The 18,086-nt window shown below is 63.0% G+C and carries 16 protein-coding genes and 2 tRNA genes; 8 read left to right on the top strand and 10 right to left on the bottom strand.

Annotation, left to right across the window (positions count from 1 at the left end; genetic code table 11):
- Positions 1-44: 44 nt before the first annotated feature.
- Positions 45-314, bottom strand: a complete 270-nt coding sequence (locus RBH20_RS13845) for a hypothetical protein (RefSeq protein WP_306709561.1) — start codon at positions 312-314, stop codon at positions 45-47.
- A gap of 83 nt (positions 315-397) precedes the next feature.
- Complete coding sequence (locus RBH20_RS13840) at positions 398-1,081, bottom strand: class I SAM-dependent methyltransferase (protein WP_004959132.1); 684 nt, start codon at positions 1,079-1,081, stop codon at positions 398-400.
- Positions 1,082-1,243: 162 nt separating this feature from the next.
- On the opposite strand from RBH20_RS13840, the gene RBH20_RS13835 reads away from it, so the two are divergent.
- Complete coding sequence (locus RBH20_RS13835) at positions 1,244-2,587, top strand: tryptophanase (protein ID WP_306709557.1); 1,344 nt, start codon at positions 1,244-1,246, stop codon at positions 2,585-2,587.
- A 98-nt stretch (positions 2,588-2,685) separates the two neighbouring features.
- The gene (locus tag RBH20_RS13830) at positions 2,686-2,904 is read left to right on the top strand and encodes a hypothetical protein (protein WP_306709555.1); all 219 of its coding nucleotides are present in this window, start codon (positions 2,686-2,688) and stop codon (positions 2,902-2,904) included.
- Here the strand turns inward: RBH20_RS13830 and RBH20_RS13825 are convergent.
- The 7 genes from RBH20_RS13825 to RBH20_RS13795 all read right to left on the bottom strand — a co-directional run bounded on the left by RBH20_RS13825 (position 2,861) and on the right by RBH20_RS13795 (position 6,989).
- On the bottom strand, positions 2,861-3,838 hold the full coding sequence (locus tag RBH20_RS13825) for a 5,10-methylenetetrahydromethanopterin reductase (protein ID WP_306709553.1): 978 nt from the start codon (positions 3,836-3,838) through the stop codon (positions 2,861-2,863). The two genes, RBH20_RS13830 and RBH20_RS13825, sit on opposite strands and share 44 nt — an antisense overlap.
- Positions 3,825-4,598 carry a coenzyme F420-0:L-glutamate ligase gene (locus RBH20_RS13820; RefSeq protein ID WP_306709552.1) on the bottom strand — a complete coding sequence of 258 codons (774 nt, stop codon included), beginning with the start codon at positions 4,596-4,598 and terminating at the stop codon, positions 3,825-3,827. Before RBH20_RS13820 ends, RBH20_RS13825 begins: the two co-directional genes overlap by 14 nt.
- 110 nt (positions 4,599-4,708) lie before the next feature.
- Complete coding sequence (locus RBH20_RS13815; RefSeq protein WP_306709550.1) at positions 4,709-5,197, bottom strand: metallophosphoesterase family protein; 489 nt, start codon at positions 5,195-5,197, stop codon at positions 4,709-4,711.
- A 74-nt stretch (positions 5,198-5,271) separates the two neighbouring features.
- Complete coding sequence (locus RBH20_RS13810) at positions 5,272-5,568, bottom strand: winged helix-turn-helix transcriptional regulator (RefSeq protein ID WP_306709548.1); 297 nt, start codon at positions 5,566-5,568, stop codon at positions 5,272-5,274.
- Between the two features lie 121 nt (positions 5,569-5,689).
- Positions 5,690-6,343 (bottom strand): hypothetical protein, encoded by a 654-nt coding sequence (locus RBH20_RS13805; RefSeq protein WP_004959117.1) that lies wholly within the window; start codon positions 6,341-6,343, stop codon positions 5,690-5,692.
- 449 nt (positions 6,344-6,792) lie between these two features.
- Positions 6,793-6,865 (bottom strand) — tRNA-Asp (locus RBH20_RS13800).
- A 51-nt stretch (positions 6,866-6,916) separates the two neighbouring features.
- Positions 6,917-6,989, bottom strand: a tRNA-Asp gene (locus tag RBH20_RS13795).
- A gap of 276 nt (positions 6,990-7,265) precedes the next feature.
- On the opposite strand from RBH20_RS13795, the gene RBH20_RS13790 reads away from it, so the two are divergent.
- Genes RBH20_RS13790 through RBH20_RS13765 form a run of 6 tightly spaced genes read left to right on the top strand, consistent with a single transcriptional unit; the run spans position 7,266 to position 15,407 of the window.
- On the top strand, positions 7,266-7,493 hold the full coding sequence (locus RBH20_RS13790; protein ID WP_004959115.1) for a DNA-directed RNA polymerase subunit H: 228 nt from the start codon (positions 7,266-7,268) through the stop codon (positions 7,491-7,493).
- Positions 7,493-9,058 carry a DNA-directed RNA polymerase subunit B'' gene (locus RBH20_RS13785; protein WP_306709543.1) on the top strand — a complete coding sequence of 522 codons (1,566 nt, stop codon included), beginning with the start codon at positions 7,493-7,495 and terminating at the stop codon, positions 9,056-9,058. Before RBH20_RS13790 ends, RBH20_RS13785 begins: the two co-directional genes overlap by 1 nt.
- Before the next feature lies 1 nt (position 9,059).
- Entirely contained in the window at positions 9,060-10,886 is a 1,827-nt protein-coding gene (rpoB, locus tag RBH20_RS13780) for a DNA-directed RNA polymerase subunit B (protein ID WP_306709541.1), read from the top strand.
- On the top strand, positions 10,883-13,792 hold the full coding sequence (locus RBH20_RS13775) for a DNA-directed RNA polymerase subunit A' (protein WP_306709539.1): 2,910 nt from the start codon (positions 10,883-10,885) through the stop codon (positions 13,790-13,792). The genes rpoB and RBH20_RS13775 overlap by 4 nt, the downstream gene beginning before the upstream one ends.
- A 2-nt stretch (positions 13,793-13,794) precedes the next feature.
- Complete coding sequence (gene rpoA2, locus RBH20_RS13770; protein ID WP_306709537.1) at positions 13,795-14,982, top strand: DNA-directed RNA polymerase subunit A''; 1,188 nt, start codon at positions 13,795-13,797, stop codon at positions 14,980-14,982.
- Entirely contained in the window at positions 14,982-15,407 is a 426-nt protein-coding gene (locus RBH20_RS13765) for a NusA-like transcription termination signal-binding factor (protein ID WP_306709534.1), read from the top strand. Before rpoA2 ends, RBH20_RS13765 begins: the two co-directional genes overlap by 1 nt.
- A gap of 57 nt (positions 15,408-15,464) precedes the next feature.
- On the opposite strand, the gene RBH20_RS13760 is transcribed toward RBH20_RS13765, so the two are convergent.
- Positions 15,465-17,852, bottom strand: coding sequence for a methyl-accepting chemotaxis protein (locus RBH20_RS13760; RefSeq protein WP_306709532.1), 2,388 nt, complete (start codon positions 17,850-17,852; stop codon positions 15,465-15,467).
- Positions 17,853-18,086: the final 234 nt, after the last annotated feature.

Below are 18,086 nucleotides of genomic sequence, written 5' to 3'. Positions count from 1 at the left end.
TGGGTGAGAACAACACACATCCGTTTGACGGCCGGTAGCGCTGTTCACCAGGACTTACAGGCCCCACAGACGAGGTGTCCGTCCTGTGTCCACCGCCGCTCGACGACCTCGCCACACTCGGCACAGGCCGCTCCGTCGGGCGACCACGCGTAGGTCGTCACGGCCGGGTCGACCGCGTCGGTCGAAGCTTCAGAGCCGGAGGCTTCGCTTTCTGGCTCTGTAGTATCGTCTCCCGCAGACGCACCACTCTCTCCTTCGGCCTCGCTCTCGTCGCCAGCGTCGAGAAAGTCCTCCAGCGAGGTGTCCTCGGCCATACACAGTGGTTTTGCCTGCGGCCACAAAATACCCTGTCGGTCGTTCCACTCGTAGTCCGCGTTTTGACACGCCGTCCGGGCCGTTATTCGGTGGCGACGCCGACGGTCAGCAACGTCCCCAGTTCGCGGTAGCGCTCGACCATTGCCTCGCGCGTCTCGAACTCATCTGTGGGGAACGTGTCTGCCGGCGGAATCTCCACCTCGCGGTCGGGGATCGTGTCCTGTGCAGCCACGGCCAGACCCGCTTCGCGGAACGCCTCGCGGTACTCGTCGGCGCTCCAGCGGGTCATCTCGATGTCGATGAACTCCTGCCACTCGTGGGAGTGGACGTTCTCCTCGTAGTAGTTCACCGCGATGTTGGCGGTCCCGCCGGGTCGCAGCACCCGCGCGATCTCTTCGAGGGTGTGTGGCGGGTCACTGGCGTAGTAGAACGCCTCCATCGAGAACACGTGGTCGATGCTGTCGGTCGCAAACGGCAGGGCGTCGAAGTCCCCACGCAGGAACCCGATGCCGTCGTCGTCCGTGTACTCGCGGGCGTTCCGGAGCATCTCCGGCGATCCGTCGAGGCCATAACAGGGACCGGCGTCGTTGGTGTCTCGGAGCGCACGGAGCGCGTAGCCCGAGCCCGTCCCGAGGTCGAGTACCGTGTCGCCCGGCTCGACCGGCATCCGGGCGAGGACGTGCTTGGCGGTGTGCCAGTGCCGGTCCTCCATGCCTCTGTCTTTGCCTTCGGCCGCCCACGCGTCGAATTCCTCGCGGACACTCATACGTTCCCCCAGCAGTTGCGGCCTCAAAATGCCCGCTATTTCTGCCTCCTAGCAACACGTGTCCACCGATAGCCGTACCCGTCTGGTGATGGACATCTCAGCCCACTTCCGTACACAAAATATCAGGCGGAAGATAAGTCGGTCGGCGTACTGCGACACAGCATGCGCTCGTACAAGGCCAAATCGGTGACCTCGATACAGCTTCCGCCCCGTGAGCGACGTGAGACCGCGCTCACCGAGGCCGGACACAACGTCTTCAACCTCGCTGCGGATGACGTCTTTATCGACTTACTGACTGATTCGGGAACTGGCGCGATGAGTGACGACCAGTGGGCGGACGTGGTTCGAGGTGACGAGGCGTACGCCGGGTCGCGCTCGTTCAAACGCTTCCGTGAGACGGTCGCCGACGTGATGGGGTTCGACCGCGTGGTCCCGACACACCAGGGCCGCGGCGCGGAGAACGTCCTGTTCGGGGCGCTGCTGGACGACGGTGACGTCGTTCTCAACAACACGCATTTTGACACCACCCGCGCACACGTGACGAATCAGGGTGCAGTCGCGGTTGACTGCCCGGCAGAGACGGACCTGACCACTGATAGCGTCGGGACGTTTGCCGGAAACTTCTCCACAGACCGGGGATGGGACGCCGTCGAGGAGCACGGGCAGGACGCTGTTTCGGCCGTCGTTCTGACGATCACGAACAACTCCGCCGCCGGCCAGCCGGTGTCGATGGCGAACATCCGCGAGACAGCCGCCTTCGCCACGGAAATCGATGCAACGTTCGTCATCGACGCCTGTCGGTTCGCTGAAAACGCACAGTTCATCAAGCAACGGGACCCCGAATACGCCGATACGCCCCTCAGCGAGATTGCTCGCGAGCAGTTACGTCCCGCGGACGCAATCACGATGAGTGGCAAAAAGGACGCACTGGCAAACATCGGCGGGTTCACGGCTGTCCGAGACGCTGCCCTGTTTGAACAGTGCAAACAGCGCGCGATCCTGTATGAAGGATTCCCGACCTACGGTGGCCTCGCAGGTCGTGATCTTGAAGCGATGGCGACCGGCCTGCGGGAAGCGGTTCAACCGCCGTACGTCGCCGAGCGAATCGAACAGGTCGCGACCCTCGGGGACCTCCTGCGCGATCGAGATATCCCGATAGTCACGCCGACCGGCGGTCACGCCGTCTACATTGATGCGGCCGCCCTGTTCCCGGATATTCCCGCCGACCAGTACCCCGGGCAGCGACTCGTCTGCGAACTCTACCGCGAGGGCGGCGTCCGGACAGTCGAACTCGGCTCGTTTGCCTTCCCCGGGACTAACCGTCCGGAACTCGTCCGTCTCGCCCTTCCTCGCCGGACGTACTGGCACGAACACCTCGAACACATCGCGGAGACCGCTGCACGAGTTCGTGACCGCCGCGACGAGTACTCCGGCCTGGAAATCGTCTGGGAGCCCCCAATGGAAGAACTCAGACACTTTTCAGCGGAACTTGAGCCTGTTGCGTAGGGTCATTCGCCCGTGGCGCTGCGCGACAGCAGCTCCCGGGAGTCCACGTGGTAGCCGGGAACGCAAACGCAAAGTAGGGCCACGCTAACGTTCAGGTAATGCAAGGACTGCTGTCGGAACTGCTCCAGAGCATCATCGACATGCCCGGCTGGTTCCTCGACGTGGCACTGAACGACCCGCTGGCGGCACTTATGCTCGCCGTCGGTGCCGTCATCACGACCGTCTCTGTTGTCTTCTTCGGGTACCTGTCGCTGGGGGCCGTGCTCTCGCTGTTCAGCGGCTCTGGCGGTCGAGGACCGCCCCAAGCAAATCAATAGCTGTCTCGACATCCGGCCCGAGTGGCGACGCGAACACCACGCTATCAGCGTGTTCTTCTAACGCCGCTGTGCGCTCAGCCACCGCCTCTGGCGTCCCGGCGATACAGAACGCGTCCAGCATCGCCTCGGTCACGCCCTCGAATGCGGCCGTGAAATCGCCGGCCGAAATCGCCTGCCCGATGTCGTCGGCGGCCTCGTGGTTGATGCCGTGGCGGTCGAGCACCGGCGGTGGCGACCCCGCGGCGACGAACGCGACCGGTGGCCGAGCGGCCTCCCGCGCTTCGGCCTCGTCCTCGGCGACCGAGACGCTGGCGTAGGCCGCGAGGTCGAACTCACCGTACTCCTCGGGTCGCTCGTCGGCCATGTCTTCTACCTGCTCGCGTGCCCACGCGAGGTCCTTTGGATGCGCTCCGTTGTACAGCGCCCCGTCGGCGTGTTTCGCCGACATCCGGGTCATGTGGGGCCCCTGTGCACCGACGTACACCGGGATATCGTCGACCTCGTAGTTCAGCCCGGCGTCAACGGCCTCGAAGGTTCCATCGTTGTCGACTCGCTCGCCGTCCCAGAGTTTCCGCGCGGTCGTGAACGTCTCAAGCACGCGCCGCAGGGCGTCGTCGTGGTCGAAGCCGAGGTTGCTGAGCGTCGATTTATCCCCCGGCCCGATACCGAAGAGGGCTCGCCCGTCGCTCAGTTCGTCGAGCGTTGCGACCCGCGAGGCCAGTGTCACCGGATGCGTCTCGTAGGGGTTGGCGATGCCGGGACCGAGCAGTACCTCATCGGTCCGCTCGGCCATCGCGGTCAGCGACATGAACTGGTCGCGGTTGTTGTAGTGATGGCTGACGTACACGGCGTCGAGCGCGTTCGATTCGGCCTGTTCGGCAAATGAGGCGAGCTGTGCGACCGGGTGTTCCGGGGTAATTTCAATCGCGTACATGAGACCACTCTCTGAGTGCTTGTCTGACTACGTCTTTCTCCGGGTCGCGGAACAGTTGCTCGCTGCCCGCGTGGTCGCCGAAGTCGAAACCGCGGACGACTGCGGCGGGTGTGCCGCCGTCGCCTTCGCCGGTGACGAGGTTGGCCGCCGCGGCGAGTTCGTCGACGACGGCCTGAACGGTGGCTTCGAGTTCGCGGCCGTCGCGGTCGTGTTCGCCCCGCCAGTCCCGCGAGGCGGAGAGCCCGGCCCAGCCCAGCGCGACGCCGCGCTGGCCGAGGCGGAACGGCCGCCCCGACGTGTCAGTGACGATGACGCTGGGTTCGACGCCCGTCCGCTCGCGGATACCGTCGCGGATCGCTTCGGCCTCCGCCGTTGGATCTTCGGGGAGCAAGAGGAGGTCCGCGCCGGGCACGTTCGAGCGGTCGATGCCCGCGTTGACCGTGATGTGCCCGAATTTCGTCACGCCGAGGATGAAGGGGGCTTCGACCAGCACTTCCTCACACTCGTCGAGAATCGCCTGTGCCATCCGCGGGTCCTTCTCCTCGTCGGCGATGTCCTCGATGGTCGCTGCGATGCGCTCCGCACGCCCGCTTGGCTCGTACGATGACAGCGACTGCCCGCGTCCGTTGGCCTTGGAAACGATAGTGCTGGCGACACAGACCACGTCGTCGTCCCGTAGGTCGGCCTGTCTGACGAGTAGCTCGGCCACGTCGTCGCCAGGGCGGACCTCGGGCAGCCCCTCGACCGCGAAGACTTCCATACCACTTGTGGGGTCTCTGCCGGAAAAAGACCCCCGTTCGCTGCAAAGCCGGCCAACAGTGGCAACAGCTGCCGGTACATCCCGGGCGCGACGGCGCTCACCCACCCGCGCTACAGTTCGTGTTGGGCCACGTCGAGCGAGCCGTCCTCAACGGTCGCGGTCAGCATCGTCGGGCGGTCTGCCGGCGATGCGCCCGTGACGCTGCCGGGGTTCAGGAGCCGGACGCCCTCGTAGATCATGTCTGTCTGTTCGTGGGTGTGGCCGGCGACGCCAACGGCGCTGCTGTCGGCTCCCTCGCGGACCGCAGCGGCGACACGGTCCGCCCAGCCCCGCGGCGACCCGGTGCCGTGTGTCACGACAAACGTGACGCCGCCAAGCTCGACTGTCGCCCGTTTCGGCAACCCGATCTGTGGGTCGATGTTACCGGAGATGGCGGTCAGTTCCGTCGCCATGTGGCGAATGTCAGCGAGAGCCCCTTTGCTGTCGAAATCACCGGCGTGGATGACGTGGTCGGCGACCTCGATGCGTTCCCGGAACGACGGCGGAATCTCGTGTTCCCGGGACGGGATGTGCGAATCGCTGATAAGAGCGACATCCATACCGATGCATTACCTTGGCGTTCGAAAAGGGTTACTGCCACGGAAACAGATACCGACCACTCGTCCCGGCGGCGCTACTCTGTGGACGAAAACACGTCTCGCAGCCCGTCCAGTTGTTCGACCAGCCGGTCGATGCCGCCGTTGATCGTTGCGACCCGCTCGTCGATATTGTCCACCGGAATCGCTCCCTGCGGCGTCGGCTCGATGAGTTCATCGTCTTCCAGCATCCGTAGCGAGTACCGCACCTTGTGTTTCGGGACATCTGTCTCCTCGGCGAGCCGAACGATACCGATCGGCCCGTTCTCGATGACGGCTTCGAGGATCGACAGGTCCCGCCCCTCCTTCTCGACCTGATCTTCTAGTCGGTCCATTCCCATAGCAAATCGTATCTGTGCATTTACGGTCGTGACACATAAACGCCCCAGTTGCGGCACTGTGATTCGGGTTTGCTCTCTGTACTGCTCTATGACTCTGCGTCCGAACTGTCAGTCGCTACTCGTCCGAGACTGGCGTCCGTCGAAGCTCGTCGAGCTGGTCCCGGAGCTTGCTCAGCTCTGTCTCTAGTTCTTCGCGGCGATCGATAAGCGCGCTCAGTTCCTCCGTGTTGACCGAGTAGTCGTTGTCCATCGCTACGTCCAGCGCGTCGGTCGTTGCGCTCGTGAGGTCGGACGCGACCCGCAACACCTCGCTTGGCGTCCCGCGAGATTCGTACAGCTCCTGTTCGCCCGACAGCGGGCTGTATGTCACCATCGGCGACTCGATGCCACGGTGGTAGCTCACTGCGTAGCTCGTATCCGTTACCGGGTTGAGGCGGTCGTCCGCCCGCTCCGTCCGGACGATATTGAACGGCTCGGCTAACGCGGGAAACGTGTCGGCGAGATCCCGGAGCCGGTCCGCGGCGGTCACGTCCAGTTGCGCCTCCACGTCGCCAAAGAACTGCCGCGAGTTGGTGAGGCTAAACGCCACGGTATAAAACACTGACTCGTCGCTATCGGCCAGATTGCGAACTCGGTCGCGGACCTCCTCATGACGGCCCTCGATAGTGAGCTTCTCCAGTTCTTCAAGCAGCGCCCGGACGCCCTCCTCGCGTTCGAGGAACGCCTCGACAATCGCGCCAGGCATTTCCTCGCCATCCACGTCCTCCATGGCCCCTCTTTTGCGGGGCCTCGTAAACAGTTTGTCGCTGATAGCCGCTACCCGGCACGCCGTACAACCAACACAAAACATATGCCACCCCGCGTGAAGTGATAGCACGTCCGGCCCCGGTGGACGGACACTATGACAGGCCAAGGGGGCACTCCCCCGGACGTCTGCTGTTGTCCTGTTCGTCTGCTATCAGTACATGCCGTTTTCTCGGCCAGTAAACGGTGTGTACTGCCTGTTGGATGTTACTAAAGCGCGTACTGGGCTGATATGTAGAATGGGCGCGACTCACTAAACCGCGTGGCTTGTCGAGTTGAATGCAGAGAAACGCCCGGAGCGGGATTTGAACCGACGGAAGACGGTCGCCTCACTCCGTTCGGCGCTACCACTTCCAGGGTTCAAATTCGCCCATTACGGATTTACGGCTCACGAGTTTGTTCGCCGCAAAAGTACGCCCGGAGCGGGATTTGAACCCGCGTCACGACCGTGACAGGGTCGTATGATGGGCCACTACACCATCCGGGCAGCAGACAAGCACACACTGCATGGTGCTCGCCAGTTTGATTGCAATAGGAACGCCCGGAGCGGGATTTGAACCCGCGTCACGACCGTGACAGGGTCGTATGATGGGCCACTACACCATCCGGGCCTTCGTTGCATTCCTTCGTACCTTGGTGTTGGTATTAAGACTTTCCAAAGAGACCCGCCCCGGGATGAGTGCACATGACGAGACCCAAAGTTCTATGTCCGGTCTGCTGCATGTGATTGGTAGGAGCAAACACGCCCGCAGTCCGTGAGGGTGTGCGGGTCCAATAGCCACGGCAGAGCGACTTGGCAAGTGTTATATGAACCCCGACAGTATGACCCTGTAGTATCTCGTGACAGCCACCTTCTCCAGCAGCAGGCCAAACGCACACGCACACACATGGTAGATGTAAGTCAACACGACCTCGTCCCAGACCACAGTGTCGTCGACGAGGACGACCTCGAAGCAGTACTCACCGAGTATGAAATCAAGAAGACGGACCTTCCGAAGATCAAGCGCACCGACAAGGCGCTGCCCGATGATGCCGAAGTCGGTGACGTGGTTCGGATCGTCCGCGACTCCAGAACGACGGATGAAGCCGTCGTGTACCGACTGGTGGTAGAATAATGGACACACAAGATCGCCGCGCTATATCGCGTGAATATTTCGCCAAGGAACGGCTCGCCGAACACCACTTCCGCTCGTTTAATGCGTTCCTCGACCGGGGAATGCAGCAGGTCGTCGACGAGAAAGAGACCATCGAGACTGACATCGGTGACAAGGAAGGGCAGGAACCGGTGTGGGTCGAACTGGGCGACGTCCGCGTCGTCACCCCACGGGTCCGCGAAGCTGACGGCAGCGAGGAACTGCTGTACCCGCAGGAAGCCCGTCTCCGCAACATCACCTACTCCGCGCCGGTGTTCATGGAGATGGCCATCGTCCGCGGTGGCGAGGAAGAACCGGAAGAAGTCGTCGACCGGACGGAGACCAAGATCGGGCGGATGCCCATCATGGTCGGGTCGAACAAGTGTAACATCGCAGGCTTCAACGACGAGGAGCTCATCGACATCGGCGAGGACCCTGCAGATCCCGGTGGCTACTTCTGTGTCAACGGCTCCGAGCGGGTGCTGATGACCAGTGAGGACCTCGCCCCGAACAAGATTCTGGCCGAGTACGACACCAAGTACGGCGACGAGGTGCAGGTCGCCAAGACGTTCTCCCAGCGCCGTGGCTACCGCGCGCTGGTGCTGTGTGAACGGACGCGGGACGGACTGCTGGAAGTCTCGTTCCCATCCGTCTCGGGCAGTATCGACTTCGTCACGCTGGTCCGCGCGCTCGGGCTGGAGTCGGACGAGGAGATCGTCCACCGCGTCAGCGAGGACCCGGAAATCGTGAAGTTCATGCTGGAGAACTTGGAGGAGGCCGAAGTCCAGACGACCGAGGAAGCCATCGAGACGCTGGGCAAGCGTGTCGCCTCCGGGCAGGGCAAGAACTACCAGCTCAAGCGAGCTAACTACGTTATCGACCGCTATCTCCTCCCACATCTACACGAGGAAGGCGTCGAGGAAGAAGAGGTCCGCATCAACAAAGCATTCTACCTCTGTCGGATGGCCGAGGCGTGTTTCGAACTCGCACTCGAACGCCGCGAATCCGACGACAAGGACCACTACGCCAACAAGCGCCTGAAGGTCAGCGGCGACCTGATGACCGACCTGTTCCGGACGGCGCTGAACAAGCTTGCCCGGGACGTGAAATACCAGCTGGAACGGGCCAACATGCGAAACCGCCAGCTGTCCGTCTCGACGGTCGTTCGCTCGGATGTGCTGACTGAGCGACTCGAGCACCCGATCGCGACGGGGAACTGGGTCGGTGGCCGCTCTGGTGTGAGCCAGCTGGTCGACCGGACCGACTTCATGGGGGTGCTGTCACACCTCCGCCGACTGCGCTCGCCGCTCAGTCGTTCCCAGCCACACTTCGAGGCACGGGATCTGCACGCGACCCAATGGGGTCGCATCTGTCCCTCTGAGACGCCGGAGGGCCCCAACTGTGGGCTGGTGAAGAACTTTGCCCAGGCGATGGAGCTGTCACAGGACGTATCGGACCCACAGGGTCTCAAACAGGAGCTTGCCGAGATGGGGGTTCAGGGCATCCCCGGTATCGAGTCGATCGAACAGCAGCCCGCGGACGATTAACATGAGTCAGGGACGCGAAGCCAAAGTATACGTAAACGGTAGTCTGGTTGGGACACATCCCGACCCGGAACAGCTCGCAGAACAGGTACGACAGGCGCGACGACGGGGTGATGTCTCCCAGATGGTCAACGTCTCGGTCAAGAACCGGACCGGGGAAGTCATCATCAACGCCGACGCCGGCCGTGCCCGACGCCCGCTGCTGGTCGTCGAGGACGGCGAGCCGCTGATGACCGACGAGGAGGTCGAGCAGGTCAAAAACGGCGAACTCGAATTCGAAGAGCTCGTCGAACGCGGCCTCGTTGAGTTCATCGACGCTGAAGAGGAAGAGGACATCCTCGTCGGTGTCGACGAGGGCGAACTCACCGAGAACCACACGCACCTGGAAGTCGACCCGCAGCTGATGTTCGGTATCGGTGCCGGGATGATTCCCTACCCCGAACACAACGCCTCACCCCGGATTACGATGGGGTCGGGGATGATCAAGCAGTCGCTTGGCCTGCCGTCGGCGAACTACCGTATTCGCCCGGACACGCGCCAGCACCTGCTACATTACCCGCAGCTGTCGATGGTCAAGACCCAGACCACCGAACAGATCGGCTACGACGACCGCCCCGCGGCACAGAACTTCGTCGTCGCCGTGATGAGCTACGAGGGGTTCAATATCGAGGACGCACTCGTCATGAACCAGGGGTCGGTCGACCGTGCGCTCGCCCGCTCGCACTTCTTCCGTACGTACGAGGGCGAGGAACGGCGCTACCCCGGTGGTCAGGAGGACCGCTTCGAGATTCCCGACGACGAGGTCCGCGGCGCACGCGGTGAGGAAGCGTACACGCACCTTGACGACGACGGCCTCGTCAACCCCGAGACGAAGGTCGGCGAGAACGCTGTCCTGCTCGGCAAGACCAGTCCGCCCCGGTTCCTCGAAGAGCCGGACGACATGGGCGGTCTCTCACCACAGAAGCGCCGGGAGACGAGCGTAACGATGCGCTCGGGCGAATCCGGTGTCGTGGACACGGTTACGCTGATGGAAGGCGAAGACGGCTCGAAGCTCTCGAAGGTCTCTGTGCGTGACGAACGCATCCCCGAACTCGGGGACAAGTTCGCCTCACGGCACGGCCAGAAGGGTGTCGTCGGCCACATCGCCCCGCAGGAGGACATGCCCTTCACCGAGGAGGGTGTCGTCCCGGACCTCATCATCAATCCGCACGCGCTGCCGTCGCGGATGACCGTCGGCCACATTCTGGAGATGATCGGCGGGAAGGTTGGAGCGCTCGAAGGCCGCCGTGTCGACGGCACCGCCTTCACCGGCGAGGACGAGGAGGAACTCCGTGGCTCGCTCGAAGAGCACGGCTTCGACTCCAGCGGCAAGGAGACGATGTACTCCGGTATCACCGGCGAGAAGATCGACGCGGAGATCTTCGTCGGCGACATTTTCTACCAGAAGCTGTACCACATGGTCTCGAACAAGCTGCACGCCCGCTCGCGCGGGCCGGTGCAGGTGCTCACCCGCCAGCCGACCGAGGGGCGCGCCCGCGAAGGTGGCCTCCGTGTGGGTGAGATGGAACGGGACGTGCTCATCGGGCACGGTGCGGCGATGGCGCTCAAGGAGCGCCTGCTCGATGAGTCCGACCGCGAGTGGATCAACGTCTGCGGGCAGTGTGGGATGACCGCCGTCGAGAACGTCGAACAGCGGCGTATCTACTGTCCGAACTGTGAGGAGGAGACCGACATCCACGAGGTCGAGATGTCCTACGCGTTCAAGCTCCTGCTCGACGAAATGAAGGCGCTCGGAATCGCCCCGCGGATCGAACTGGAGGACGCAGTATGAGCTCACAACAGACACCCCAGGAAATCGGTCAGCTCAGTTTCGGGCTGATGGACCCAGAGGAGTACCGGGAAATGTCGGCCACGAAAGTGATCACGGCCGACACGTACGACGACGACGGCTTCCCAATCGACATGGGGCTGATGGACCCGCGACTCGGGGTCATCGACCCCGGGCTGGAGTGCAAGACCTGCGGGAAACACAGCGGGTCGTGTAACGGCCACTTCGGCCACATCGAACTCGCCGCCCCCGTCATCCACGTCGGCTTCGCGAAGCTCATCCGCCGACTCCTGCGCGGGACCTGCCGGGAGTGCTCCCGGCTCTGTCTCGACGAGCACGAGCGCGATGAGTTCGCTGACCGACTGACACGGACCCAGGACCTCGGTCGCGACCTCAACGACGTGACAAAGGCCGCAATCCGGCAGGCCCGAAAGAAGGACCGCTGTCCGTTCTGTGGCGAGAAGCAGTACGACATCAAACACGAGAAGCCGACTACCTACTACGAGGTTCAGGACGTGCTGGCCTCAGACTACCCCGAGCGGATCGCCGCCGCGATGGAGGAGTCCGAAGAGCCGATCTCACCGATCGACCTCTCCGAGGAAACCGGCATCGACAGCAGCCGCGTTCAGGAGATCCTCAGCGGCGAGTTCCGACCCCGGCAGGAAGACCGAAAGGCCCTAGAGAAGGCGCTGTCGGTCGACCTGACCGAGGAGGACATGAACAAGCTGATGCCCAGCGACATCCGGGACTGGTTCGAAGACATCCCGGACGGTGACATCGAAGTACTAGGCATGAAGCCGGCTCGCTCCCGGCCGGAGTGGATGATTCTGACGGTGCTGCCGGTGCCGCCGGTGACCGCTCGCCCCTCGATTACGCTGGACAACGGCCAGCGCTCCGAGGACGACCTCACCCACAAGCTCGTGGATATCATCCGCATCAACCAGCGGTTCATGGAGAACCGCGAGGCGGGTGCACCACAGCTGATTATCGAGGACCTCTGGGAACTGCTGCAGTACCACGTCACTACGTTCATGGACAACGAGATCTCGGGCACGCCGCCGGCGCGACACCGCTCCGGCCGGCCGCTGAAGACGCTCTCCCAGCGCCTGAAAGGCAAGGAGGGCCGATTCCGTGGCTCGCTGTCCGGGAAACGCGTGAACTTCTCCGCTCGTACCGTCATCTCGCCGGACCCGACGCTCTCGCTGAACGAGGTCGGTGTGCCGGACCGGGTCGCCAAGGAGATGACCCAGACGATGAACGTCACCGAGCGCAACCTGGAGGAAGCGCGACGGTACGTCTCCAACGGGCCTGAAGCACACCCCGGCGCGAACTACGTTAAGCGGCCGGATGGCCGCCGGCTGAAGGTGACCGAGAAGAACTGCGAGGAACTCGCAGAGAAGGTCGAAGCGGAGTGGGAAGTGTCCCGCCATCTGGTTGACGGCGACATCATCATCTTCAACCGCCAGCCGTCGCTGCACCGGATGTCCATCATGGCCCACGAGGTCGTCGTGATGCCGTACAAGACGTTCCGGCTGAACACGACGGTCTGTCCGCCGTACAACGCTGACTTCGACGGGGACGAGATGAATATGCACGCGCTGCAAAACGAGGAGGCCCGGGCTGAGGCCCGCGTCCTCATGCGTGTGCAGGAACAGATGCTCTCCCCGCGCTTTGGCGAGAACATCATCGGCGCGATTCAGGACCACATCAGCGGGACCTACCTGCTGACTCACACCAATCCGAAGTTCAACGAGACGCAGGCGCTTGACCTGCTCCGGGCGACCCGCATCGACGAACTGCCCGAGGCCGACGGCGTCGACGAGGGCGGCGAGGAGTACTGGACCGGCCGCTCGCTGTTCTCGGAGCTGCTGCCCGACGACCTGAATCTAGAGTTCACGTCCTCCGCTGGCGACACTGTCGTCGTCGAGGACGGCCAGATGACCGGCGGTACTATCGACGAGGACGCCGTCGGTGCCTTCGGTGGCGAAATTGTCGACACCATCGCCAAGGACTACTCGCGGACCCGTGCCCGGATTCTCGTCAACGAGGTCTCGGCGCTGGCGATGCGGTCGATCATGCACTTCGGGTTCTCCATCAGCATCGACGACGAGTCGATTCCGCGGGAAGCAGAAGAGCAGATCAACGACGCCATCGACAGCGCGTACGACCGCGTCGAGGAGCTCATCGAGACCTACGACCGCGGCGAGCTCGAATCGCTGCCCGGCCGGACCGTCGACGAGACGCTCGAAATGAAGATCATGCAGACGCTGGGCAAGGCACGTGACTCCGCCGGTGACATCGCCGAGGACCACTTCGGCGAGGACAACCCGGCCGTGATCATGGCCGAATCCGGTGCGCGTGGGTCGATGCTGAACCTGACCCAGATGGCCGGCTGTGTCGGCCAGCAGGCAGTCCGTGGCGAGCGGATCAACCGCGGCTACGAGAACCGCACCCTCTCACATTTCGAGGAGAACGACCTGTCGGCGGACGCCCACGGCTTCGTGGAGGCCTCCTACCGCTCCGGGCTCGGCCCGAAGGAGTTCTTCTTCCACGCGATGGGTGGCCGCGAGGGGCTTGTCGATACGGCTGTCCGGACGTCGAAATCCGGGTACCTGCAGCGCCGCCTCATCAACGCCCTCTCGGAACTCGAAACGCAGTACGATGGGACTGTCCGGGACACCTCGGACACCATCGTCCAGTTCGAGTTCGGCGAGGACGGCACGTCGCCGGTCGACGTGTCCTCGAACCAGGACGGCGATATCGTGGATGTCGATCAGATCGCCGACAGCGTCCTCGACGAGGAGTTCGAGAGCGAGAAACAGAAAGAGAGCTTCCTCGGGACCCGCACCGAGCGGACCAACCTCTCGGAGCACGCCGACGACTGGTGGATGGCCGAGGGTGACGACTAACAATGACAGCACACGACGTATCAGCAGACATCGAGGCCGTCGTCGAGGACACTGAGTTGCCCCGACGGCTGAAAGACGAAGTGTACAGCACTATCGACGAACGCGGCGTCGGCGTCGACGACGCTGACCGCATCGCCAAGGCTGTCGAGACCCGTTACCTCGACACGCGCGTCGACCCACTTGACCCGGTCGGGACCGTCTCGGCCCAGTCCATCGGTGAACCGGGAACGCAGATGACGATGAACACGTTCCACTACGCGGGGGTCGCCGAGATCGACGTGACGCAGGGCCTGCCACGGCTCATCGAGCTGGTGGACGCCCGGAAGACGCCGGACACGCCGATGATGACGGTCCACCTCGACGAGGAGTACGCCACGGACCGCGAGCGTGCCCACGAGGTCGTCTGGAAGATCGAAGCGACGCGCATCCTCGCGCTCGGTGACATCTCGACGAACGTCGCAGACATGCTCGTCGAGATCGACCTCAACGAGGACACGCTGCTGGAGCGGTGGCCGACGGTCAACGACACGGACGCCATCGCCGAGGAGATCGCTGAGACCATCGAGTCGAACCTCGGTGTCTCGACCCGGCAGGCCGGCACGGTCATCGAGTTCGGCCCGGAGGAACCAAGCTACCGCGACCTGCTGCAACTGGTCGAGGAGCTGCGGGAGATCGTCTTCAAGGGGATTGAGGAAATCACCCGTGTCGTTATCCGCAAGGAGGAGACCGACAACGGCGAGGAGTTTGTCCTCTACACCGAGGGCTCGGACTTCGGCGAAGTGCTGGACATCGAAGGCGTCGACGCCTCCCGGACAACGTGTAACAACATCCACGAGATCTACCGGGAACTCGGCGTCGAAGCGGCCCGCGAGACGCTTATCAACGAGACGATGAACACGCTCGAAGAGCAGGGGCTCGACGACGTGAACGTCCGGCACCTGATGCTCGTGGCCGACATCATGACCAACGAGGGGACCATCGAGTCCATCGGCCGCCACGGCATCTCGGGGTCGAAAGACTCCGTGCTCGCCCGTGCAGCGTTCGAGGTGACGGTCAATCACCTGCTCGACGCCGCCATCCACGGCGAGGTCGACGAACTCGACGGCGTCACGGAGAATGTCATCGTCGGGAAGCCGATCAAACTTGGCACCGGTGACGTCAACCTCCGGATGGGTACGACCCAGGACTGATGCGGGTCGAACTCTCGGACGAAGCACGTCGACTGGTCGCCCTCTTCGAGGACGAGGCAGCCGTCACCGTCCGGGATTGCGTCGTCGACGAAGACCACGACCAGGTGGTGTATCTGATCAAACGCGGGGAGATGGCTGACGCCATCGGCCCGGGCGGCCAGACGGTTGAGCGTGTTGAAGAGCGTCTGGGACGCGAGGTCAAACTCGTCGAAGCCGCCGAGACGGCCGAGGACTTCGTGGCTAACGCGCTCGCGCCGGCCGCGGTGTACAACGTCACCGTCTCGGAGAACGACGACACCGTCGCCTACGTCGAAGTGGCACAGGAAGACCGCGGGGCCGCTATCGGCCGTGAAGGCCGAAACATCGATGCCGCCCGGCAACTGGCCAAGCGGCATTTCGAAATCGACGGCATCGAACTGACCTGAGCGGGGCGGTCCCGCTCGTATCGTCTTTTTCTAAAGCTTACCGGAAAGCGACTGCGTTCAGTCGTCGCCCACTGAGACGTCCGACGCGTCGTGCTCGTACACGTCGGTATCGCTGTGCGAGGGTCCGCTATCGACATCGAACGTCTGCAGGAGTTCGCTGAGGTCGCCGGCCTGATCGGACAGGGATTCGATACCGCTGGTGACCTCGTTGATAGTCGCGGTTTGTTCCTCCGCCGCGGCGGCAACGTTCTCGGCGCTAGAAGCGGTTTCCTCGCTGATCGTCCCGACCTCGTCGGTCATCGCCACGACCTCTTCCGTCGTCGCGGCCTGTTCGTCGGTGGCGTCGCTGATGGACTGAATGCCGTCGTTGACCTCCTCGACGCGGTCGACAATGGCCTCAAGCGACTCGATGGCGTCGTCGACGGTATCGATGCCGTCCGTGACGGAGTCGCCCATCTGTCTGATGTCGGTCACGGCGTTGCCGGTGGTGTCCTGCACATCCTCGATAACCGTCGAGACTTCTTCGGTGGCTTCGGTCGTCTCCTGTGCGAGGCCTTTGATCTCGTCGGCGACGACGGCGAACCCTTCACCCGCTTCACCGGCCCGCGCGGCCTCGATGGAGGCGTTCAGAGCAAGCATATTGGTCTGTTCAGCGATGTCGTCGATGAGGTCGACGATGTCGCCGATCTGCTCCATCTCCTCGTCGAGGGACTCGACGCGGTCGATTGTTTCGTCTGCTCGCGTCTCGATGTCGTTCATCACTTCGATGGCCTCCGATGCGCGCTCGCTGCCGGTTTCGCCGATCTCGGCAGCTTCGTCCGATGTGGTCGCGACTTCGTTGGCCTGTGCTGCGACCTCTTCGACCGTCGCGGAGAGGCCCGACATCTCGTCGACCGTTTCTTCGATGTTCTCGTACTGCGTTTCCGCCCCGTCGGCGATCTCCTGCACGGATTCGCTGACTTCCTCGCTGGCGCCACGGACCTCAGTAGCGCTCGCGGTGATCTGGTCGGCGGAGCCGTCGACGTCGTCGGCGAACTCCCGGATACGCATGACTGTCTGGCCGAGCTGGGCGAGCATATCGTTGAACGCGGCGGCGATATCGGCCATCGCATCGTTGTCAGTGTCAGTATCGAGGCGCTGGGTGAGGTCGCCGTCGGCTGCTTTCCGCATTACGGCCGAGAATTCCTCGGCCTGCTGTTCGAGTGTTCCCGCTATCTCTTCTGCTTCCGCTTTGGACTCCTCGGCCTCCTGCTGGGCCTGTTCGAGGTCGCTGATGAACGATTCGAGATTACCGTGCATACTCGATAGCGACGCTCCAAGCTGGCCGGGGACGTCCTCATCGAGCGCCGGGTCGTCGAACGCCTGTCTGGAGAGCGCGTCTGCCTGTGCGGCGACGGTGTCGAGATACGTCTTCATCTCGTAGAAGGCGTTCTGGACGTCGCCGACCTCGTCGAGGCGATCTGATTGTTGGATATCGGTGTCGAAGTTCCCCACCGCGAGCGCTTCTGCCTGCGTTGAGAGCCGTCTGAGTGACTGCATAATGCCGCGACCAACGAGAACACCGATAAGCACGAACCCGGCCAGCGAGACGCCGATGATGGCGACGAAGCTCCCCTGAATACTGTCACGGAGCGCGAAGGCGGTCGATTTCGGGGCCTGCTTGACGACGATCCACGGCGTGTCATCGACAGACTCCGCGGCGATCAGGTATGACCCACTCCGGGCCACGCCGCTGTTTTCCGCTGTGAGTGCGGTCAGGTTGGTGGAGACGTTGTACTGCGTGCCGATGGTCGAGGCGTCCTCGGCGAACTGGACCGTCCCATCTTGTCGGACGATCCGCGTTTCACCGCCGTCGATGGAGTTGCGGAACTGGGCCGTCCGTGCGGTCACGTTATGCACCACGACCACGAGTTTGTCGCTTCGAGCGACCGGGCTCGCGAAGGCGATGTACTTCCCCCCATCGTAGGTGTACACTTTCGACATATCGACCGAGTTCGACCCGGTGACCGAGAGGCTCTCGCCCTCCCATGCGAAGTCATCCGTCCGGAGCGATGTCTCGCGTCGGTCGCTCAGCGACGACTCCCTGATTTCTAGAGTCTCTTCATTGACGTAATGGATGGCGTACACCGAGTCCGGCTGGTAGAACGCTTGCCGCTGTAACGCGCCACGGATCATCGTCGGACTCCCCTCCTGAACGTCGGACAGCGTCGAGAGGGTTCGCGCGGCGTTGCGCTGGCTCCGAACCCAGTCCGCTGTCGTGGCCGCTGTCTGGACGGTGCCGGTCTGCAGTTCGTTCTCGCGCTGTTCTGTCAGTTCGTCTGCAACCGTCCGCTCCGCGGTGACGCTAACACCTGCAACGAGCAGGGCAATACAGAGAATGATAAGCGCCAGCTTCCGGAGATACGTTTGCCGGACGACATCTGGGAGACGTTGTTCAAGTTTCATAGCTACTACGGCGGGTCTGTCTGAATAACCCAAGCGCCGGTACTAGAAACCACCTACCCAGTTATCACACCTGATTCCAAGAACGTGCGTTATCTCCCCGTTGACGGGCTGTGGCACGGGACCTGTAGCCGCTGACGTGCATACTGTCGGCTGCACGGCTGTGAAGGGGCCTGTCAATTCAGGCTGTCGGCCCCATCGAAACGGTTGCCGCCGATAGTGTTAGTCGACTCCTGT

The sequence above is a fragment of the Haloarcula sp. H-GB4 genome, from assembly GCF_030848575.1.
Lineage (GTDB): Archaea > Halobacteriota > Halobacteria > Halobacteriales > Haloarculaceae > Haloarcula.
Note: the sequence above shows the minus strand (reverse complement) of the source record. Positions and strands in the feature narration are given on the sequence as shown.